The sequence below is a fragment of the Nonomuraea bangladeshensis genome, assembly GCF_039529455.1.
GTDB classification, from domain to species: Bacteria; Actinomycetota; Actinomycetes; order Streptosporangiales; family Streptosporangiaceae; genus Nonomuraea; species Nonomuraea bangladeshensis.
In genome coordinates this window covers 154097-170141 of record NZ_BAAAMV010000011.1, presented here as the reverse complement: position 1 = coordinate 170141, position 16045 = coordinate 154097, and the positions used below count along the sequence as shown (strand labels likewise).

Annotated in this window: 15 protein-coding genes; 7 read left to right on the top strand and 8 right to left on the bottom strand. The window is 73.9% G+C overall.

Going from position 1 to position 16045, the window contains the following annotated elements:
* Positions 1-25 precede the first annotated feature (25 nt).
* Positions 26-508, bottom strand: a complete 483-nt coding sequence (locus tag ABD292_RS35900; protein ID WP_344215380.1) for an OsmC family protein — start codon at positions 506-508, stop codon at positions 26-28.
* Positions 505-1167, bottom strand: a complete 663-nt coding sequence (locus tag ABD292_RS35895; RefSeq protein WP_344215378.1) for a GntR family transcriptional regulator — start codon at positions 1165-1167, stop codon at positions 505-507. The genes ABD292_RS35900 and ABD292_RS35895 overlap by 4 nt, the downstream gene beginning before the upstream one ends.
* Before the next feature lie 100 nt (positions 1168-1267).
* Here ABD292_RS35895 and ABD292_RS35890 point away from each other — a divergent pair, with 100 nt between their 5' ends.
* Complete coding sequence (locus ABD292_RS35890; RefSeq protein WP_344215376.1) at positions 1268-1915, top strand: PadR family transcriptional regulator; 648 nt, start codon at positions 1268-1270, stop codon at positions 1913-1915.
* A 144-nt stretch (positions 1916-2059) separates the two neighbouring features.
* Positions 2060-2923: an alpha/beta fold hydrolase gene (locus ABD292_RS35885; RefSeq protein ID WP_344215374.1), complete on the top strand. Its 864-nt coding sequence runs from the start codon at positions 2060-2062 to the stop codon at positions 2921-2923.
* On the opposite strand, the gene ABD292_RS35880 is transcribed toward ABD292_RS35885, so the two are convergent.
* The 5 genes from ABD292_RS35880 to ABD292_RS35860 all read right to left on the bottom strand — a co-directional run bounded on the left by ABD292_RS35880 (position 2920) and on the right by ABD292_RS35860 (position 8439).
* On the bottom strand, positions 2920-4494 hold the full coding sequence (locus ABD292_RS35880) for a penicillin-binding transpeptidase domain-containing protein (RefSeq protein ID WP_344215371.1): 1575 nt from the start codon (positions 4492-4494) through the stop codon (positions 2920-2922). The genes ABD292_RS35885 and ABD292_RS35880 overlap by 4 nt on opposite strands.
* Before the next feature lie 30 nt (positions 4495-4524).
* A complete protein-coding gene (locus ABD292_RS35875; protein WP_344215368.1) occupies positions 4525-5217 on the bottom strand; it encodes a lysophospholipid acyltransferase family protein in 693 nt (230 codons plus the stop codon).
* Between the two features lie 250 nt (positions 5218-5467).
* Positions 5468-6064 (bottom strand): NUDIX hydrolase, encoded by a 597-nt coding sequence (locus ABD292_RS35870; protein WP_329575683.1) that lies wholly within the window; start codon positions 6062-6064, stop codon positions 5468-5470.
* Between the two features lie 56 nt (positions 6065-6120).
* Positions 6121-6381 carry a hypothetical protein gene (locus ABD292_RS35865; protein ID WP_344215365.1) on the bottom strand — a complete coding sequence of 87 codons (261 nt, stop codon included), beginning with the start codon at positions 6379-6381 and terminating at the stop codon, positions 6121-6123.
* Positions 6382-6435: 54 nt separating this feature from the next.
* Positions 6436-8439, bottom strand: coding sequence for a HelD family protein (locus ABD292_RS35860; protein WP_344215363.1), 2004 nt, complete (start codon positions 8437-8439; stop codon positions 6436-6438).
* Positions 8440-8506: 67 nt separating this feature from the next.
* Here ABD292_RS35860 and ABD292_RS35855 point away from each other — a divergent pair, with 67 nt between their 5' ends.
* On the top strand, positions 8507-9121 hold the full coding sequence (locus ABD292_RS35855) for a TetR/AcrR family transcriptional regulator (protein WP_344215361.1): 615 nt from the start codon (positions 8507-8509) through the stop codon (positions 9119-9121).
* 205 nt (positions 9122-9326) lie between these two features.
* Positions 9327-11024, top strand: coding sequence for a SulP family inorganic anion transporter (locus tag ABD292_RS35850; protein WP_344215359.1), 1698 nt, complete (start codon positions 9327-9329; stop codon positions 11022-11024).
* 60 nt (positions 11025-11084) lie between these two features.
* Here ABD292_RS35850 and ABD292_RS35845 read toward each other — a convergent pair whose 3' ends face one another.
* Positions 11085-12263 carry a cysteine desulfurase-like protein gene (locus ABD292_RS35845; RefSeq protein ID WP_344215357.1) on the bottom strand — a complete coding sequence of 393 codons (1179 nt, stop codon included), beginning with the start codon at positions 12261-12263 and terminating at the stop codon, positions 11085-11087.
* A gap of 9 nt (positions 12264-12272) precedes the next feature.
* Between ABD292_RS35845 and ABD292_RS35840 the strand changes: the two genes are divergently transcribed.
* The 3 genes from ABD292_RS35840 to ABD292_RS35830 are packed head-to-tail and all read left to right on the top strand — an operon-like array spanning position 12273 to position 15973.
* A complete protein-coding gene (locus tag ABD292_RS35840) occupies positions 12273-13322 on the top strand; it encodes a winged helix DNA-binding domain-containing protein (protein ID WP_344215355.1) in 1050 nt (349 codons plus the stop codon).
* Between the two features lie 55 nt (positions 13323-13377).
* A complete protein-coding gene (locus ABD292_RS35835) occupies positions 13378-14823 on the top strand; it encodes a WS/DGAT/MGAT family O-acyltransferase (RefSeq protein WP_344215353.1) in 1446 nt (481 codons plus the stop codon).
* A gap of 16 nt (positions 14824-14839) precedes the next feature.
* On the top strand, positions 14840-15973 hold the full coding sequence (locus tag ABD292_RS35830; RefSeq protein ID WP_344215351.1) for a winged helix DNA-binding domain-containing protein: 1134 nt from the start codon (positions 14840-14842) through the stop codon (positions 15971-15973).
* Positions 15974-16045: the final 72 nt, after the last annotated feature.

Below are 16045 nucleotides of genomic sequence, written 5' to 3'. Positions count from 1 at the left end.
GGTGAACGTCCTGCACAACCCGTTTTCATGACGACGTCGTCGCGACGCGGATCTCCGGCTCGTGGCGTACCGGGAAGTTCACCGAGGAGGCGATGAAGCAGGCCTTGTGGGCGTCGGCGTGCAGCGCGGCGGCCTTCTCCGCCATCTCCGGGGCGGCCACCGTGACCTCGGGACGCAGCACGACCTCCGTGAAGTGGCCGCCCGCCGCGGTCTGCTCCATCGTGCCGCCGGCGCGGTCGACGTACGCGGTGACGACGACCCCGTTGACCGCGCACAGGTGCAGGTAGGACAGCATGTGGCACTGCGACAGCGCCCCGACCAGCAGCTGCTCGGGGTTCCAGCGGGACGCGTCGCCGCGGAAGGCCGGGTCGGAGCTGCCGGGGATGACGGCGGCCGGGCCGTCGGCGGACAGCTCGTGGTCGCGGGCGTAGTCGCGGTAGCCGCTGGTGCCGGTGCCCTTGTCGCCGGTCCAGGTCACGACGGTGGCGTAGGTGTGATGGCGGTTCATGGGCGCTCTCCCTCGGATCGCGGTTCATGTGCTCGGCTCGTGGTCGTACGGGTGTCCAGGACGTGGGCGCGGGCGACGGCGGCGGCCTCCTCGGGGCGGCCCGCCGTGATCGCGGCGAGCAGGTCCTCATGCTGCGCGGAGACGTACGCGTGCCGGTCGGGCGGCGCCAGCGAGCGCAGCGTGGACACCTGGATCTGGTCCCAGACGCGCTCCAGCGTGCGCAGCGCCAGGGCGTTGCCGGCCAGCTCCGCGATCGTCTGGTGGAAGCGGCGGTTGAGCGGCACGGCGTCGGCCAGACGCCCCTCGGCGGTGGCGGCCGCCGTCCGCGCCGCGACGTCGTGCAGCGCGCGCAGGTCGGCGGGGGCGATGCGGCCCTCGCGCTGCCGCACCGCAGCCAGCTCGGCGGTGAGCGCCTCCAGGGCGGCCCGCACCTGGTAGGCCTCGTCCAGGTCGCCCTCCTCCAGGGCGACGACCGTGACGCCGCGCCCGGCCGGCCGGACCAGGCCGTCGGCGGCCAGCGCCCGCAGCGCCTCCCGCACGGGGGTCCGGCTCATCCGCAGGCTCGCGGCCACCTCCATCTCGGTGAGCCGCGCGCCCGGCGGATAGGCCCCGCCGAGAATCAGCTCCCGCAACCGGTCGCACGCCACATCGGTCTGCACGGGATGGATCTTAGCCGTTTGCATACATTGCATGCAAAGCGCGGATCATTGCCAGAAAATACTCGCAGACGTATACTCGCAAACGAGTAAGGAGAGCGACATGGCGAAGCGGCGGCCCGTACGCAACCTGCTGGGACTGGCCGTGCTCACCGTGCTCGTGCAGCGCCCCATGCATCCGTACGAGATGGCCTCGGTCCTGCGGGCCCGTGCCAAGGACCGCGACATGCGGATCAAATGGGGCTCCCTCTACACGGTGGTCGGCAACCTGGAGAAACACGGCCTGATCGCCGCCGTGGAGAGCAACCGCCAGGGCGCCCGCCCCGAGCGGACCGTCTACCGCGTCACCGACGCCGGCCTCGCGGAGGCCGCCGACTGGACGCGGGAGCTGCTCGCGGCCCCCGCGGACGAGCCGTCGGCGTTCGAGGCCGGGCTGTCGGTCCTCGGCGGTCTCGGCCCCGACGAGGTCGCCGAGCTGCTGCGGCGGCGGCTCGCCGTCCTGGAGCGGCACGTCGCGGCAGGCCGGGACGAGCTGGAGCGCGACGGGCGGGAGGTGCCCCGGCTGTTCCTCCTGGAGGCCGAGTACGCGCTCGCGATGCGGCAGGCCGAGGCCGCCTGGGTGCGCGGCCTGCTCGCCGAGCTCACGGACGGCACGTTCCCCGGCCTGGACGCCTGGCGCGCCTACCGCGAGACCGGCCGGCTCCCCGACGACGTGGCCGCCGCCGCCGAAAGGGGACGCCTGGACGACTGAAGCAAGAACCCGGCGGCGGTGCTGGCACACCGCCGCCGGGGTGACCTCGCATCCGACAGACCCGCGGCGCGGACCCCGGCCACGAGGTGGCAACGGCAACAATAGCCGGGCTCCCCGCCGCGGTCCCGACCATGGGGAGCGAACATGATCACACTTGACCGCGTGACGTCGCAGGACGGCACGGAGATCGCCTACCGCCGCCTCGGCGGCGACGGCCCCGGCCTGGTGCTGCTGCACGGCGCCATGCAGACCGGGCAGGGCAACATCGAGCTGGCCGAGGCCCTGTCCGGCGCGTTCACCTGCTACGTCCCCGACCGGCGCGGCCGGGGCCGCAGCGGCCCGGCAGGACCCCGCTACGGGCTCGCCCGCGAGGTCGAGGACCTCTCCGCGCTGCTCGCCGCGACCGGCGCCGAGCATGTCATGGGCGTCAGCTCGGGCGCCATCGTCGCCCTGCGCACCGCACTGGCCCGCCCCGAGCTGCGTACGGTCATCGCCTTCGAGCCGCCCCTCGACCTCGACGGCTCCAACCCGACCGGCTGGCTGGAGCGCTTCGACAGGGAGCTCGCCGCGGGCCGCGTACCCGCCGCGCTGGTCACCGGCATGCTGGGGACCCGCATGGGCCCGGCGTTCCTCGGCCTGCTGCCCCGGCCCCTGCTGGAGGCCATGACCACCGCGATGCTCAAACGGCAGGACAGGACGGCCGCCGACGGCGAGCCGACGTTCCGCGAGCTCGCGCCGACCCTCCGCCAGGACGTCCAGGTCGTCGCCGAGACCGCCGACGACCTCGACGCCTACCGCCGGGTGCGGGCCGAGGTGCTGCTGCTCGGCGGCACGAGGAGCCCCGCCTACCTCAGGAACGCCCTCACGGCCCTGCGCGGAGTGCTGCCCCGCTGCCAGCGTGTGGACCTGCCCGGCCTCGACCACAGCGCCACCTCGAACGCCGCGATGCGCGGCAGGCCGGAACAGGTCGCGGCGGAGGTCCGCCGCTTCCTGCGGCCGGCCGGTTAGAGGTTCTTCAGGAAGGTGGCGGCGACCGGCGCGGCCACCGCGCCGCCCCCGCCGCCACCCTCCACGATCACCGCGAACGCCACGTCGCCCTTGAACCCCATGAACCAGGCGTGGGTCTCCAGCTTGTCGCCGACGTTGTACTCGGCCGTCCCGGTCTTGCCGCGCGTGCCCGCGGGCAGGCCGGCCTTCTTGGCGGTGCCCTTGGTGACGACGGCCGCCATCATCGTGTGGAGGCGGCTCTTCACCCCGCCGGGCAGCTTGCGCTCGGCCGCCTTCTGCTTCAGCGACGGCACCAGCGTCGGCGGACGCCACGTGCCGTCGGCGATGGCGGCGGCCACCGAGGCGATCGACAGGGGGCTGGCGGTGATCCTGGCCTGCCCGAACGACTCCGCCGCGAGCTCGGCGTCCGACTCCGGCTTGGGGAAGCTCGCCGGGGTCGCCGGGACGCCGATGTTGAGCGGCTGGTTGAAGCCGACCGCCTCGGCCGTCTTCAGCAGCTTCGTCCCGCCCAGCTTCGACTGGGCGAGCGGCGCGAAGGTCGTGTTGCACGAGTGGGCGAAGGAGTCCAGGAACGACAGCGAACCGAACGCCTCGTTGTCGGAGTTGCGGATCTTCAGGCCGCCGACGGTGGCGTACTCGGGGCAGGTGACGGTGTCCTCGGGCGACAAGCCGGCCGCCAGCAGCCCGATCGCGGTGACCGCCTTGAACGTCGAGCCCGGCGGATAGCGGCCGTCCAGCGCCCGGTTGAACCCGCCGCGGTTGTTGACCACCGCCAGGATCTCCCCGGTCGAAGGCCGGATCGCCACCATGGAGGTCGGCTTCTCCACGTCCTTCACCGCGGCCACGGCGGCGGCCTGGGCACGGGGGTCGAGCGAGGTCTTGACCGGCTCGCCCTCGGCGCCCTCGATGGTCTCCAGCGTCTTGCCGCCGAGCTTGATGTCGGTGGAGGGGGTGCCGGCCAGCCGCTTCTGGAACGTCTCCTGCAGCCCGCCGCGGCCGATCGCCTGGCCTGTCTTGTAGGCCGAGCCGAGCTTGGCGACGTCGTCCTTGGACGCCTTGTCCAGGTAGCCGACGAGCTGCTGCACCGAGCCGCCGGCCGAGCCGTCGTCGATGCGCCCGCCGTCGGCGTCGGTGATCTCCGCCCGCTGCGGCCAGCGCGTCTTGACCGAGAACGTGGCCCCGTCCGTGAGCTGGGGATGCAGGGCCGTGGGCGACCAGTCGACCTTCCAGGTGCGGTCGGCCACGACCAGGTCGAGCCGGCCGTCGTAGGACCAGCCGCCGATGCTCTTCAGCTTCAGCGTCACGGTGTAGGGGACTCGTGCCTTGCCGTCGCCCTCGGTCACCTGGCCCAGCCGGACCGAGGTGCGCTCCACGCCGAGCGCGGTGCGCTGCTGCTCGTAGACGCCGAGCTGCTGCGGTGTCGCCAGCTCCCTGGCCATCGCGGCGGCGTCACCGGACTGCCAGGCCGCGACGAACCGCTGCGCGGTGCCGGCGGGAGTGCCCCGGGTGTGCAGCACGTAGTAGGCGCCGCCGGCCGCGGCTCCCACCGCCAGCACGGCCGCGGTGGACACGATCGCGATGGTCCGGCCCCGTGCCACCGATCAGCCCCCCGCCTCCGCCGACGTCGTGCGGGCCACGGCCGCTCCGTCGGCCCCCTTGACGCTGGAGGCGTAGACGGGCACGTATTCCTGCCCGGAGAGCCGCTGGATGGCGGCCATGACCTCGTCGGTGACCCGCCGCCGGTCGCGGGCGCTGCGGTAGTCGCCCTCGAAACGCATCGGCTCGCCGATCGCGATGCCGATCCGCGCCGGGCGCGGCACCTTCGAGCCCAGCGGCAGCACCTTCTCGGTGCCGCTGAGCGCCACCGGCAGCACCGGCGCGCCCGTCTTCAGCGTCAGCCAGGCCACGCCGATCTTGCCGCGGTAGAGGCGGCCGTCGGGGGAGCGGGTGCCCTCGGGGTGGATGCCGAACAGCTCGCCCCGCTCCAGCAGCGCCGCTGCCTCCTCCAGCATCGCCTGACCGGCGTGGGCGCTCTCACGATCGATCGGCAGGCTCCGCCCGATGCGCATGAAGAAGCCGGAGATCGGGTTGCCGTCGAAGTACTCGTTCTTCGCCGTGAACGTCACGTGCCGCGGCAGCAGCGCGGGCAGCAGGAACGAGTCGAGCACCGACAGGTGGTTGGCGGCCAGGATCCCGGGCCCGCTCCTCGGTACGTGCGCCGCGCCGGTGATGTGCGGCCGGCACATCGCGTGCGTCAGCGGAGCGGCGGCGAACTTGACCACTTCGTAAAGCAACAGGCTCTCCTGGATCATCGGGCGTTCGGCCACCCACCATAGAGCAGGCGCTCCGCCGGTGAGCGGAGCGCCTGGAAAGATTGAGGCCGATGTGGCGGTCGCCTCCTCGGCGAGGTGCACAACACGGCTCCAGCCGAACGGTATTCCGTGAAGGCGGTAATTTGCGGCCCGGGGGACACTGACCACATCGGCCTCTTGATGCTAACGGACGTTCGGGGCCCGCTATTCCACCGGCTCGCCGACGGCGTGGTCATGTCCGCGTCCAGTGCGGCTGGACGACGTCGAAGACCCGCTGCTCGCGCCCCCGCAGCGCCACCTCGGCGAACTGCCACAGAATCGCCCCCGTGGGCGCGTGGATCACGATGGACGGCCCCAGCGGCATCTGCAGCAGCTCGCCCTCCCACCGCGGCACCCCCGGCGCCAGGAACCACTCCAGCGGCACCTCGTGCACCGACGCCACCTCACGAGGATCGGCCACCGGCCGCTGCCGGCCGCCGAACGCCACCACCGGCGTGATCACGAACCCCGAGTCGGTGACGAAGTCGTCGAGCAGCCCCGCCACCTCGACCCCGGTCAGGCCCGTCTCCTCGGCCAGCTCGCGCAGCGCCGCCTCCACCGGCTGCTCGCCGTCGTCCAGCCGGCCGCCGGGCAGCGCCCACTGCCCCGGGTTGCGGCCCCGCGAGGCCCGCTTGATCACCACCGTGTACGGGACGCCGCCGGGGTCCTCCAGCACGCACACGGTGACGGCGGCCCGGCGCACGCCGCCCACCGGCGGCACCTCCCGCCGGTCGAACGCGGCCAGCCGGGCGGCCACCTCCTCGCGCAACACGTCGATCGGCGACAGCACCCGTACAGGATCTCACGCCCGCCCCGCGTGCGGCGGGAGCCTGACGATCAGGCGTCTCACCCGACGCTCTCCAGCACCAGCGTCAGCACCGTCCCCGCCCCCATGCCCGCTCCCGCGGCCAGCGCGGCCCACCTGCCCAGGGGCTCGCCCCGCAGGTGGCCCACGACGCCCAGGACGATGCCCGCCAGCCCGAACAGGACGGGCGCGTACAGCACGGCCACCGCCGCGCACACGCACCCGAGAACCGACGGCACCTGGTCGACTCCCCGGCGCCGCCGCGCGGCGTCGTCCGGGGGCGGGTCGTCGGGGTGGGGCACCGGGCGGGCTCCTTCCGGCGGGGACCTCCATCACACACCTCCGCCAGGGCCTTGTCAGCCCGTTGTCCCCGTGCGGGCGAGCTGGGGCGGGAGCGGCCGCGCGTGGACGACGTCGAGCCGGGACACGGCCCGGGTGAGCGCCACGTACAGCCGGTTGAGCCCGCGCCGCTCGCCCTCGGCGATGGCGGCCGGCTCGGCGACCACCACGTGGTCGTACTCCAGCCCCTTGACCAGCGACGCCTCCACCACGCTGAGCCGGTCGCCGAGGTCGAAGCCCTCCTCACGCAGCGCCGCGGCCAGCTCCGCGGCCCCCGGGTCGGCGGCGATCACCCCGATCGACCCCTCGAACCCGTACGCCTCCCGCACCGCCGCCACCACCCCCTTCCCCAGCTCCTCGACGGCGGTCACCCGCACCCGCCCGTCCGACCGGTACGACCGCGTCGGCGGCACGTCCGCCTCCAGCGACTCCAGCAGCCCGTTGGCCAGCTCCACCACGGCCCCCGGCACCCGGAAGCCGGTCGTCAGCGCCACGACCTCGCCCTCGGGCTTGCCGAGCAGCGCCATCCGCTCCGGCCACGAGGCCGCCGCCCACGGCGTGGTGCCCTGGGCCAGGTCCCCGAGCACGGTGAGCGAGCCGTGCTCGCTGCGCCTGGCCACCGCGCGGCACTCCATCGGGGACAGGTCCTGGGCCTCGTCCACGATGACGTGGCCGTAGCCGCGCGGGCGTTCGATCAGCCCGGCGATCTCGTCGAGCAGCACCACGTCGGCGGCCGTCCATTTCGCGCTCCTGGGGCCGCGCGGGGGCCTGGCCCAGGTGATCGCGGCCCGTTCCGCGTCGGTCAGCACCCCGCGCGCCGGGTCCGCGCCGTCGTCCGCGCCGTCGTCCGCGGGGCCGCTCAGGACCTCGTACAGGACCTCCTCCGGCTTGACCGGCGGCCAGAGTGCGTCCAGGGCGGGGGCGAGCGCGCGGGCCGTCCTGCGGCTCCAGGCGGCGTTGACGGTGACGCCGCGGGCCTCGGCCTGGCGGCGGACCGCTTCGAGCGTCCGCGCGTGCACGCGCTCGCGGCCCACGCCGTACGGGAGCGCGGCGCGGCGGGCGTCGTCCACGATGCGGCGCAGCTCGTCCTCCCCGACCCGCCACCGGTAGGAGCCGTCGGCCACGGTGACCGGCTCGACCGGCTTGCGTATCCGCCCGTACAGCGCCCTCCGCAGCACCTCCGCCATGCGGGCGTCGTGCTTGACGGCCGCCGCCTCCTCGCTGTCGGCGGCGGTGACGGGCACGGTCGCGAGCAGCCGCTCCAGCGTGGTCTGCTCGACGTCCACCTCGCCGAGCGCGGGCAGGACGGCGGAGATGTAGCCGAGGAAGGCGCGGTTGGGGCCGAGGACGAGCACGCCGCCGCGTTCCAGCCGGCGGCGGTGCGCGTAGAGCAGGTAGGCGGCCCGGTGCAGGCCCACCGCCGTCTTGCCGGTGCCCGGCGCGCCCTGGACGCAGACGCTCACGTCGAGGTCGGCGCGGACGAGGTCGTCCTGCTCGGGCTGGATGGTGGCGACGATGTCGCGCATGGGGCCGACGCGGGGGCGTTCGATCTCGGCGGCCAGGAGGCGGCCCCCGCCCTCCTCGCCCCGGTCGAGCCGTTCGTCCTCGTACGAGGTCAGCGTCATGCCCGACCACCCGAACCTGCGGCGCACCGCGACGCCCTGGGGATTGCGGGCCCCGGCGCGGTAGAAGGCCCGCGCGACCGGCGCGCGCCAGTCGATCACGACGGGCGGGCCGCCGTGCTCGCCGGTGATGTGCCGGCGCCCGATGTGGTACGCGCGCCCCTGGTGCTCGGCCGAGTCCGCGCCGAAGTCGAGGCGGCCGAAGAACGGCGGGCCCTCCGGCTCCTCGCTCAGCTCCTTGGCGAGGCTCTTGAGGTGGCGGCCCAGCCGCTCGGCGCTGTAGCGGTCGCCGGCCACGGTCTCGCCGACGATCACGTTGTCCCGCGCGCCCTCCAGCATGCGGCGGAGGCCCGCCCGGCAGCGTTCGACGTACGCGCGCTCCTCGTCGAGCGTCCCCATCGCGCCTCCTCAAGTGTTAACTCGGTCAATATTTTGACCAGGTTAACACCTTGCTAGAGTTGGCGCCGTGACGGGACTCCGGGAGCTCCAGCGGCAGCGCGTGCGTGAGGCCATCTCCGCCGCGGCGATCGGGCTGTTCCTGCGGAGGGGCTTCGACGAGGTGCCGGTCACCGAGATCGCTGCGGCGGCCGGGGTGTCCAAGCCGACGCTGTTCAAGTACTTCCCGGCCAAGGAGGACCTCGTCCTGCACCGCATCGCCGACCACGAGGGCGAGTCCGCCCGCGTGGTGCGGGCGCGGGCCGAGGGGGAGACGCCGCTGGAGGCGCTGCGCCGCCACTTCCTCGACGGGCTCGCCCGCCGCGACCCCGTCACCGGGCTCAACGACCACCCCGAGGTCATGGCCTTCCACCGCATGGTGTTCTCGACGCCCAGCCTCCAGGCGCGGATGTTCCAGCAGATCTCCCGCGACGAGCAGGCACTCGCCGGCGCCCTCGTGGAGTCGGGCGGGCTGGACGACCTGACCGCCGCGCTGCTCGCCGCCCAGGCGCTGGCCGCGCAGCGGGTGCTGTCCCGCCGCATCTGGCAGTGGCTCGCCGATGGCCGTCCGCTCGCCGAGGTCGAGCTGGAGGCTATTGATGCCGCGAACCGGGCATTCTCCTTGTTGACGATTAATGGTTATTAATCCGGTAATGATGCTTTCCGCTGTACGCGAGAAAGCCGGTGTTCAACCAGGTCGTCCAAGGTGCGCTTGATATTCTGAACAACGCCTTGACGATGTGCATCGTCATGCAATGAGCGTTGCGGGTTTCTTTACCAGAAGGAGTGACAATGGAAGGCCCATTTACGGATAAATGCGATTACCCGGTGATTGTGAAGGATCACGGATCGTGACCGCCGTCCGGCTCTCCTTCGCCTGGGAGCGGCTGCGCGCGGTCCTGCCCGACCCCGCCGGCCTCGTCGCCATGACCCGCACCCCGCGCCGCGACCTCGTGGCCGGGCTCACCGTGGCGATCGTCGCCCTCCCGCTCGCGCTCGGCTTCGGCATCAGCTCCGGCATGGGCGCCGAGTCCGCCCTCGCCACGACCATCGTCGCCGGAGCGCTCGCCGCCTTCTTCGGCGGCTCACGGGTCCAGGTGTCCGGCACGAGCGGCGCCATGACCGTCATCCTCATCCCGATCATGAGCACGCACGGCCCCTCCGGGGTGCTCGCCGTCGGCGTGCTGGCCGGGCTGCTGCTGATCGTGCTCGCGCTGGCCCGCGCGGGCCGCTGCATCGCGCTCGTGCCCGCCCCGGTGGTGGCCGGGTTCACCGTGGGCGTGGCCTGCGTGATCGGGCTGCAGCAGCTTCCCACCGCACTCGGCGTGCCGGCCAGCGGCCACGACAAGGTCGCCGTCGTCGCCTGGCACGCCCTGCTCGACTTCCTGGCCCGCCCCCACTGGTGGGCCATGTCCGTCACGATCGCCGTGGCCGCCGTGCTGCTCGTGGGGGCGAGCCTGCGGCCCACGGTGCCGTTCTCGCTGCTCGTCGTGGTCGTCACCGCCGTCGTCGCCGAGACGGCCGAGCTGCCGCTGGCCCGCATCGGCACCCTGCCGACGGGGCTGCCCGCGCCCTCGCTCGGCTTCCTCGACGCCGCCGTGCTGCCGTCGCTGGTCGGGCCGGCCGTCGCGGTGGCCGCCCTCGCCGCGCTGGAGTCCCTGCTGTCGGCCTCCGTCACGGACGGCATGACGCGGGGTCCCCGGCACGACCCCGACAGGGAGCTGTTCGGGCAGGGGGTCGCCAACCTGGTGGCGCCGATGTTCGGCGGCATGCCCGGCACGGGCGCGATGGTCCGCACCGCGGTCAACGTGCGCGCCGGCGCCCGCTCGCGCCTCGCGGCGATCTCGCACGCGGGCATCCTCGCCGCCATCGTCTACGCCGGGGCCGAGCTGGTGTCCAAGATCCCGCTCGCCGCGCTGGCCGGCGTGCTGCTCGCCACCTCCATCAGGATGATCGAGGTCGGCACCGTGCGCGCCCTGTTCCGCTCCACCCGGTCCGACGCCGTCGTCCTGGTGCTCACCGCCGTCGCCACACTCATCCTCGACACGGTGCTCGCCATCGTCGTGGGGCTCGTGGTGGCGGGGGCGCTCGCGCTGCGCCAGCTCGCCCGCAACACCCGCCTCGACCCCGAGCCGCTGCGCCACGAGGAGCACCTGCAGCACACCGAGGACGAGCACGCGCTGCTCGCCGAGCACATCGTCACCTACCGGCTGGCGGGGCCGCTGTTCTTCGCGGCGGCCCACCGGTTCCTGCGGGAGCTGTCGGCGGTGACCGGCGTGTCGGTGGTCGTGCTGCGCATGTCACGGGTCACCGGCATCGACGCCAGCGGGGCGCTGGTGCTGGGCGACGCCATCGAACGCCTCGAACGGCGCGGCATCCTCGTCTACGTCTCCGGCATCCCGGACGGCCACCACCAGCCGCTGGAGGCGCTGGGGGTGATCGCCCGGCTCAGCGAGGCCGGCCAGGTCTTCGCCACCACGACGGAGGCCATCGCGGCCGCCCGCGACCGCCTGCGCAACACCGGCGTCCTGCCCCGCCTCGCCGGCTGACCCGTCCGCCCCTGCCCCGGGCCGCCGGGGCAGGGGGCCGGGGCAGGGGGAGTGGTGCGGTCAGGCCAACTGGGCGACGCCCTCCAGGAGACGGTCCACGTCGGAGCGGTCGTTGTAGGGGACGAGGCCGGCGCGCACGGCTCCGCCCGTGTCGCGGATGCCCATCGCGCCCGTCAGCTCCCAGGCGTAGTTGTGGCCGTTCCAGACGTTGACCCGCAGCCGGGCCAGGTGCTCGGCCACCTCGCGCGGCGTCCGCCCGGCGACGGTGAAGTACGCCGTGGCGGTGCGCCGGGCGGGCTTGCCGTACACCGTGACGCCCGGCAGCGTCTCCAGGCCCTCGATCAGGACGCCGAAGAGCTCCATCTCGTGCTCCTCCGCCGCCGCCATCGAGGCGAGCAGCCGCTCGCGCCGGTTGCCGGTGCCCGGCACCATCGCCGCCAGGTGGTCCACGGCGGCCGTCACGCCCTCCAGGTCGGCGAAGGCCGCCGTGCCCGTCTCGAACCGTTCCGGCACCGTGTCGGGCGAGGAGGCCAGCTTGTCCGGCCGGAGCGTCTCCAGCAGCGCCGGGTCGGCCACCACCGCGCCGACGTGCGGCCCCGACCACTTGTACGCGCTCGTGGCGTAGAAGTCCGCCCCCAGCGCCCGCATGTCCACCGGCCCGTGGGCGGCGGCGTGCACGCCGTCCACGTACATCAGCGCCCCCGCCCGGTGGGCGAGCTCGGCGATGGCGGCCACGTCGGGACGGGTGCCGATGATGTTGCTGGCCGCGGTCACGGCCACCACGCGGGTGCGCTCGTTGACGAGGCTCGCGTACTGCTCGACGGGCAGCTCGCCGGTCACCGGGTCCACCTCGGCCCAGCGCACGGTCGCGCCGGTCTGCGTCCAGGGGCGCACGTTGGCGTCGTGGTCGAGCCGGGAGACGACGACCTCGTCCCCGGGCCCGGCGAGCGCCCGGGACAGGCGGTAGGTGAGCGTGGTCATGTTCGGGCCCAGGATCACGCCGCGCGGGTCGCCGCCGACCAGGTCGGCCACGGCGGCGCGGCAGGCGGCCACGATCGCGTCGGAGCGGTGGCTGGCGGGGAACGCGCCGCCCACGTTGCCGATCCCGCCGCGGTAGGCGTCGGAGATGGCCTCGATCACCGAGCGCGGGGTCTGCGTGCCTGCGGCACCGTCGAGATAGGCGTAGCCGTCGTTGAGAGCGGGGTAGCAGGCGCGTACCGCTTTGATGGGGAAGGGCATGATAGGTAAATGCTCACCCTCCGCGACCTCAACCGTGCGACCTTGTCCCGGCAGCACCTGCTCGACCGGTACGAAGGCGACGTGACGGACGTCGTGCACCGGCTGGCCGGGCTGCAGGCGCAGGAGCCGCGCCCGCCGTACCTCGGGGTGTGGTCGCGGCTGGCGAACTTCGAACGGACCGGACTGCACGAGGCCCTGCACGCCGGGACCGTGCTGCGGGCCACGATGTGGCGGGCCACGCTGCACCTGGTGACGGCGGCGGACTTCGCGGCGTTCCGGCCGCTGCTCGCGCCCGTGCTGGCCGCCGCGGCGCGCCGCTTCGACGGCTACGACGCCGCGGCCGTGGTCGCCGCCGCCGGCCGGATGCTGGCCGAGCGGCCGCACACGTTCAACGAGCTGCGCCCGAAGCTGCTGGAGGAGTTCCCCGGCGCGAACGACCGGGCCCTCGGCTACGCCGTGCGCATGCTGACCCCCCTCGCCGTCGTGCCGACCGACGACCGGTGGAGCTTCCCGCGCGACCCCGCCTTCGCCCCGCCCGGCATCGGCCTGGACCCGGAGCCGCGCCCGCAGGCGCTCGTCGAGCGCTACCTGGCCGCGTACGGCCCCGCCACGCCCGCCGACGTGCAGGCCTGGTCGGGGCTCGCCGGGCTGCGGCCGGTCATGGAGGCGATGGAGCTGGACCGGCTCGCCGGGCCCGCCGGCAAGGAGCTGTTCGACCTGCCGGGCGCGCCCCGGCCGGGCGGCGACGTGCCCGCGCCGGTGCGGTTCCTGCCCGACTTCGACACGCTCGTCCTCGGCCACGCCGACCGCACCCGGCTGCTGGCCGACGCGCACAAGGGCCTGGTCACCACCAAGAACCTGCGGGTGCGTGCGGTCGTCCTGGTGGACGGGTTCGCGGCGGGGACGTGGCAGATCAAGCGCTCGGGCAAGAAGGCGAAGCTGCTCATCAGCCCCTTCGAGGCGAAGTTCCCCCGGGACGCGGTGGCGGAGGAGGGCCTGCGGATGCTGGCCTTCGCCGAGCCCGACGCCGCCGCCCACGACCTGGAGGTCACGGCCTGACGGTGCTTGCCGCGCCGGACGGAGTTTGATTGGTTCGGGACGGAGGTGGTACGCCGTGCCGCAGCTCACCGCCCTGGACGCGCAGTTCCTCAGCATCGAGACCGCCACGAACGTCGCGAACATCGCCGGCCTCGCCATCCTGGAGGGCCGGCTCAACCGCGCCGACCTGCAGGCCCTGCTCGAACGGCGGCTGCCGTCCGTGCCCGCCCTGCGGCGCAGGCTCGCGCCGGTGCCGTTCGGGCTGGACCACCCGTACTGGGTGCAGGAGGACGACCTCGACCTCGACTACCACGTCCGCGAGATCGGCCTGCCGGGGCCCGGCGACGACCGGCAGCTCGCCGAGCAGGTCTCCCGGCTGCACGCCCGCCGGCTGGACCGGAGCCGGCCGCTGTGGGAGATCTACCTCGTCCACAACCTGTCCGGCGACCGCACCGGCCTCTACACCAAGATCCACCATGCCGCCGTGGACGGCATCGGCGGCGCCGACGTGCTGGCCGCGCTGCTCGACACCACCCCCGAGCCGCCGCCCCCGCCCGCGCCCGGCACGGAGGAGCCACAGCCCGACCGGGACGAGCCGCCGCCCGGGCAGGCGGAGATGGTGGCGCGCGGCCTGGCCAGGCTGGCGGCGAACCCGGCGCGGGCGGTCAGGTTCGCCGCGGCGGCCGTGCCGTACCTGGACGAGATCCCCGTCGTGTCGTGGCTGCCCGGCACCCGGCTGCTGTCCGGGCTCGCCCGCAGGATGGCCGGCGCGGGTGCCGTGCCCGGGCTGCCCGCCCTGCCCGCGCCCCGGACGCCGTTCAGCGGGCCGGTCTCGCAGCACCGGCGGTTCGCGTACGTGTCGCTGCCGCTGGAGGAGGTCAAGGCGGTGCGCAAGGCGTTCGGCGTGACCGTCAACGACGTGGTCATGGCGGTGTGCGCGGGCGCGCTGCGCGGCTGGCTGGCCGGGCACGGCGGCGTGCCGGGCCGGCCGCTGGTGGCCGGGGTGCCGTTCTCGCTGCGCGAGGCCGGGATGCCGGGGCCGGGCAACCAGGTGACGATCATGACCGCGCCGCTCGCCACGCACGTCGCCGACCCCGTCGAGCGGCTGCACGAGGTGCGCAGGGCCATGCGCCGGATCAAGGACCGCTTCGCGCTGGCGCCGGCGCGCTGGCTGCGCGAGTTCAGCGCCTCGATGCCGGCCGCGCTCATGGGGCTGGCCTCGCGCTCGGCGTTCGCGCTGGTGGGGGAGACCGTCCCGCCGATCAACGTGATCATCTCGAACGTGCCGGGCCCCCAGTTCCCGCTGTACGTGTGCGGCAACCTGCTGCTGACCCACTATCCGGTCTCGGTGATCACGGACGTCAGCGGCGGCGTCAACATCACCGCCTTCTCCTACAACGGCTCGCTCGACATCGGCGTCGTCACCGACCGGGCGATGATCCCCGATGCCTGGGAGCTCGCAGGGCACCTGCGCGCCGCCCTCGACGACCTGCTCAACGCGGAATCATCCTTGCCGCATTGACGCCTACGCTCGGCGGATGATCCTCGACCGCCGGGTGCTCAACCGGACGACCCTGGACCGCCAGCTCCTGCTGGCCCGCGCCGCCCTGCCTCCCGCCGAGGCCGTCGCGCGGCTGGTCGCGCTGCAGGGACAGGAGGCCGACGCGCCGTACATCGGGCTCTGGTCGCGTCTCGCCTCCTTCACCCAGGACGACCTGACCGCCCTCCTCCACAGCGGGCAGGTCGTCCGGGGACCGCTGCTGCGCGCCACCCAGCACCTCTCGCTCGCCGACGACTACGTGTGGCTGCGCCCGCTCGTGCAGCCGGTCCTCGACCGCGCGAGGAAGGGCGCCTTCGGCCGCGCCCTCAAGGACGTGGACCACGCGGAGCTCACCGAGCTGGCCCGCGCCCACCTGGCGGACGCGCACCGCGACGGCCGCGTCCTCACCCGGCCCCAGATCCGTGACCTGCTGCGCGAGCGGTGGCCGCAGGCAGACCCGATGGCGCTCGGCTACGCGGTGCAGACGCTGCTGCCCATCGTCCACACCCCGCCCAACGGTGTCTGGGGCCGCGGCGGCGCCACGCCGTTCACCCTGGCCGAGCACTGGCTGGGCCGCCCCCTCGACGCCCCGCTCGGCACGGAGGCCGCCGCCGAGCGGCTGGTGCGGCGGTACCTGGCGGCGTTCGGCCCCGCGTCGGTGATGGACGTGCAGGCCTGGTCGGGGCTCACGCGGCTGCGTACGGTCATGGAGGGCATGCCGGACCTGCGGACCTACCGGGACGAGACCGGCCGCGTCCTCTACGACCTGGACGGCCTGCCGCTCGCCGACCCCGGCACGCCCGCGCCCGTGCGCTTCCTGCCCTGGTTCGACAACCTCGTCGTCGCCTACGCCGACCGCGGCCGGTTCATGACCGCCGAGCAGCGCAAGGCGGTCTGCGTCGGCGCCGCGATCTATCCCACGTTCCTCGTCGACGGATTTGTCGGTGGCATGTGGAATCTTGGTGGTGGAGTGCTGACGGCCGAGCCCTTCCACCCGCTGCCCGCCGGGGTGCGCGAGGAGCTGGAGGCCGAGGGGGCGCGCCTGATGGCGTTCGCCGGCGTCGAGGAGGGGAGGTTCACCTGGCTGCCGCCCAGGACGGACAGCAGGCGCGAGGGGAGCCTGCGGAACTGAACGTGCTGTCGAGTCGTTCCTGTTGGGTAGCTTGGAAGTTGGGCGGCCCGTGCGGCCGGTGGTTGTTCCGTG

Bases quoted from the DNA above. Each gene is read 5' to 3' on its own strand.
- ABD292_RS35860 (WP_344215363.1), bottom strand. From the start codon at position 8,439: ATGGGGACGCTCGACGAGGAGCGCGCGTACGTCGAACGCTGCCGGGCG.
- ABD292_RS35890 (WP_344215376.1), top strand. From the start codon at position 1,268: ATGGCGAAGCGGCGGCCCGTACGCAACCTGCTGGGACTGGCCGTGCTC.
- ABD292_RS35840 (WP_344215355.1), top strand. From the start codon at position 12,273: ATGCTCACCCTCCGCGACCTCAACCGTGCGACCTTGTCCCGGCAGCAC.
- ABD292_RS35885 (WP_344215374.1), top strand. From the start codon at position 2,060: ATGATCACACTTGACCGCGTGACGTCGCAGGACGGCACGGAGATCGCC.
- ABD292_RS35845 (WP_344215357.1), bottom strand. From the start codon at position 12,263: ATGCCCTTCCCCATCAAAGCGGTACGCGCCTGCTACCCCGCTCTCAAC.
- ABD292_RS35900 (WP_344215380.1), bottom strand. From the start codon at position 508: ATGAACCGCCATCACACCTACGCCACCGTCGTGACCTGGACCGGCGAC.
- ABD292_RS35830 (WP_344215351.1), top strand. From the start codon at position 14,840: ATGATCCTCGACCGCCGGGTGCTCAACCGGACGACCCTGGACCGCCAG.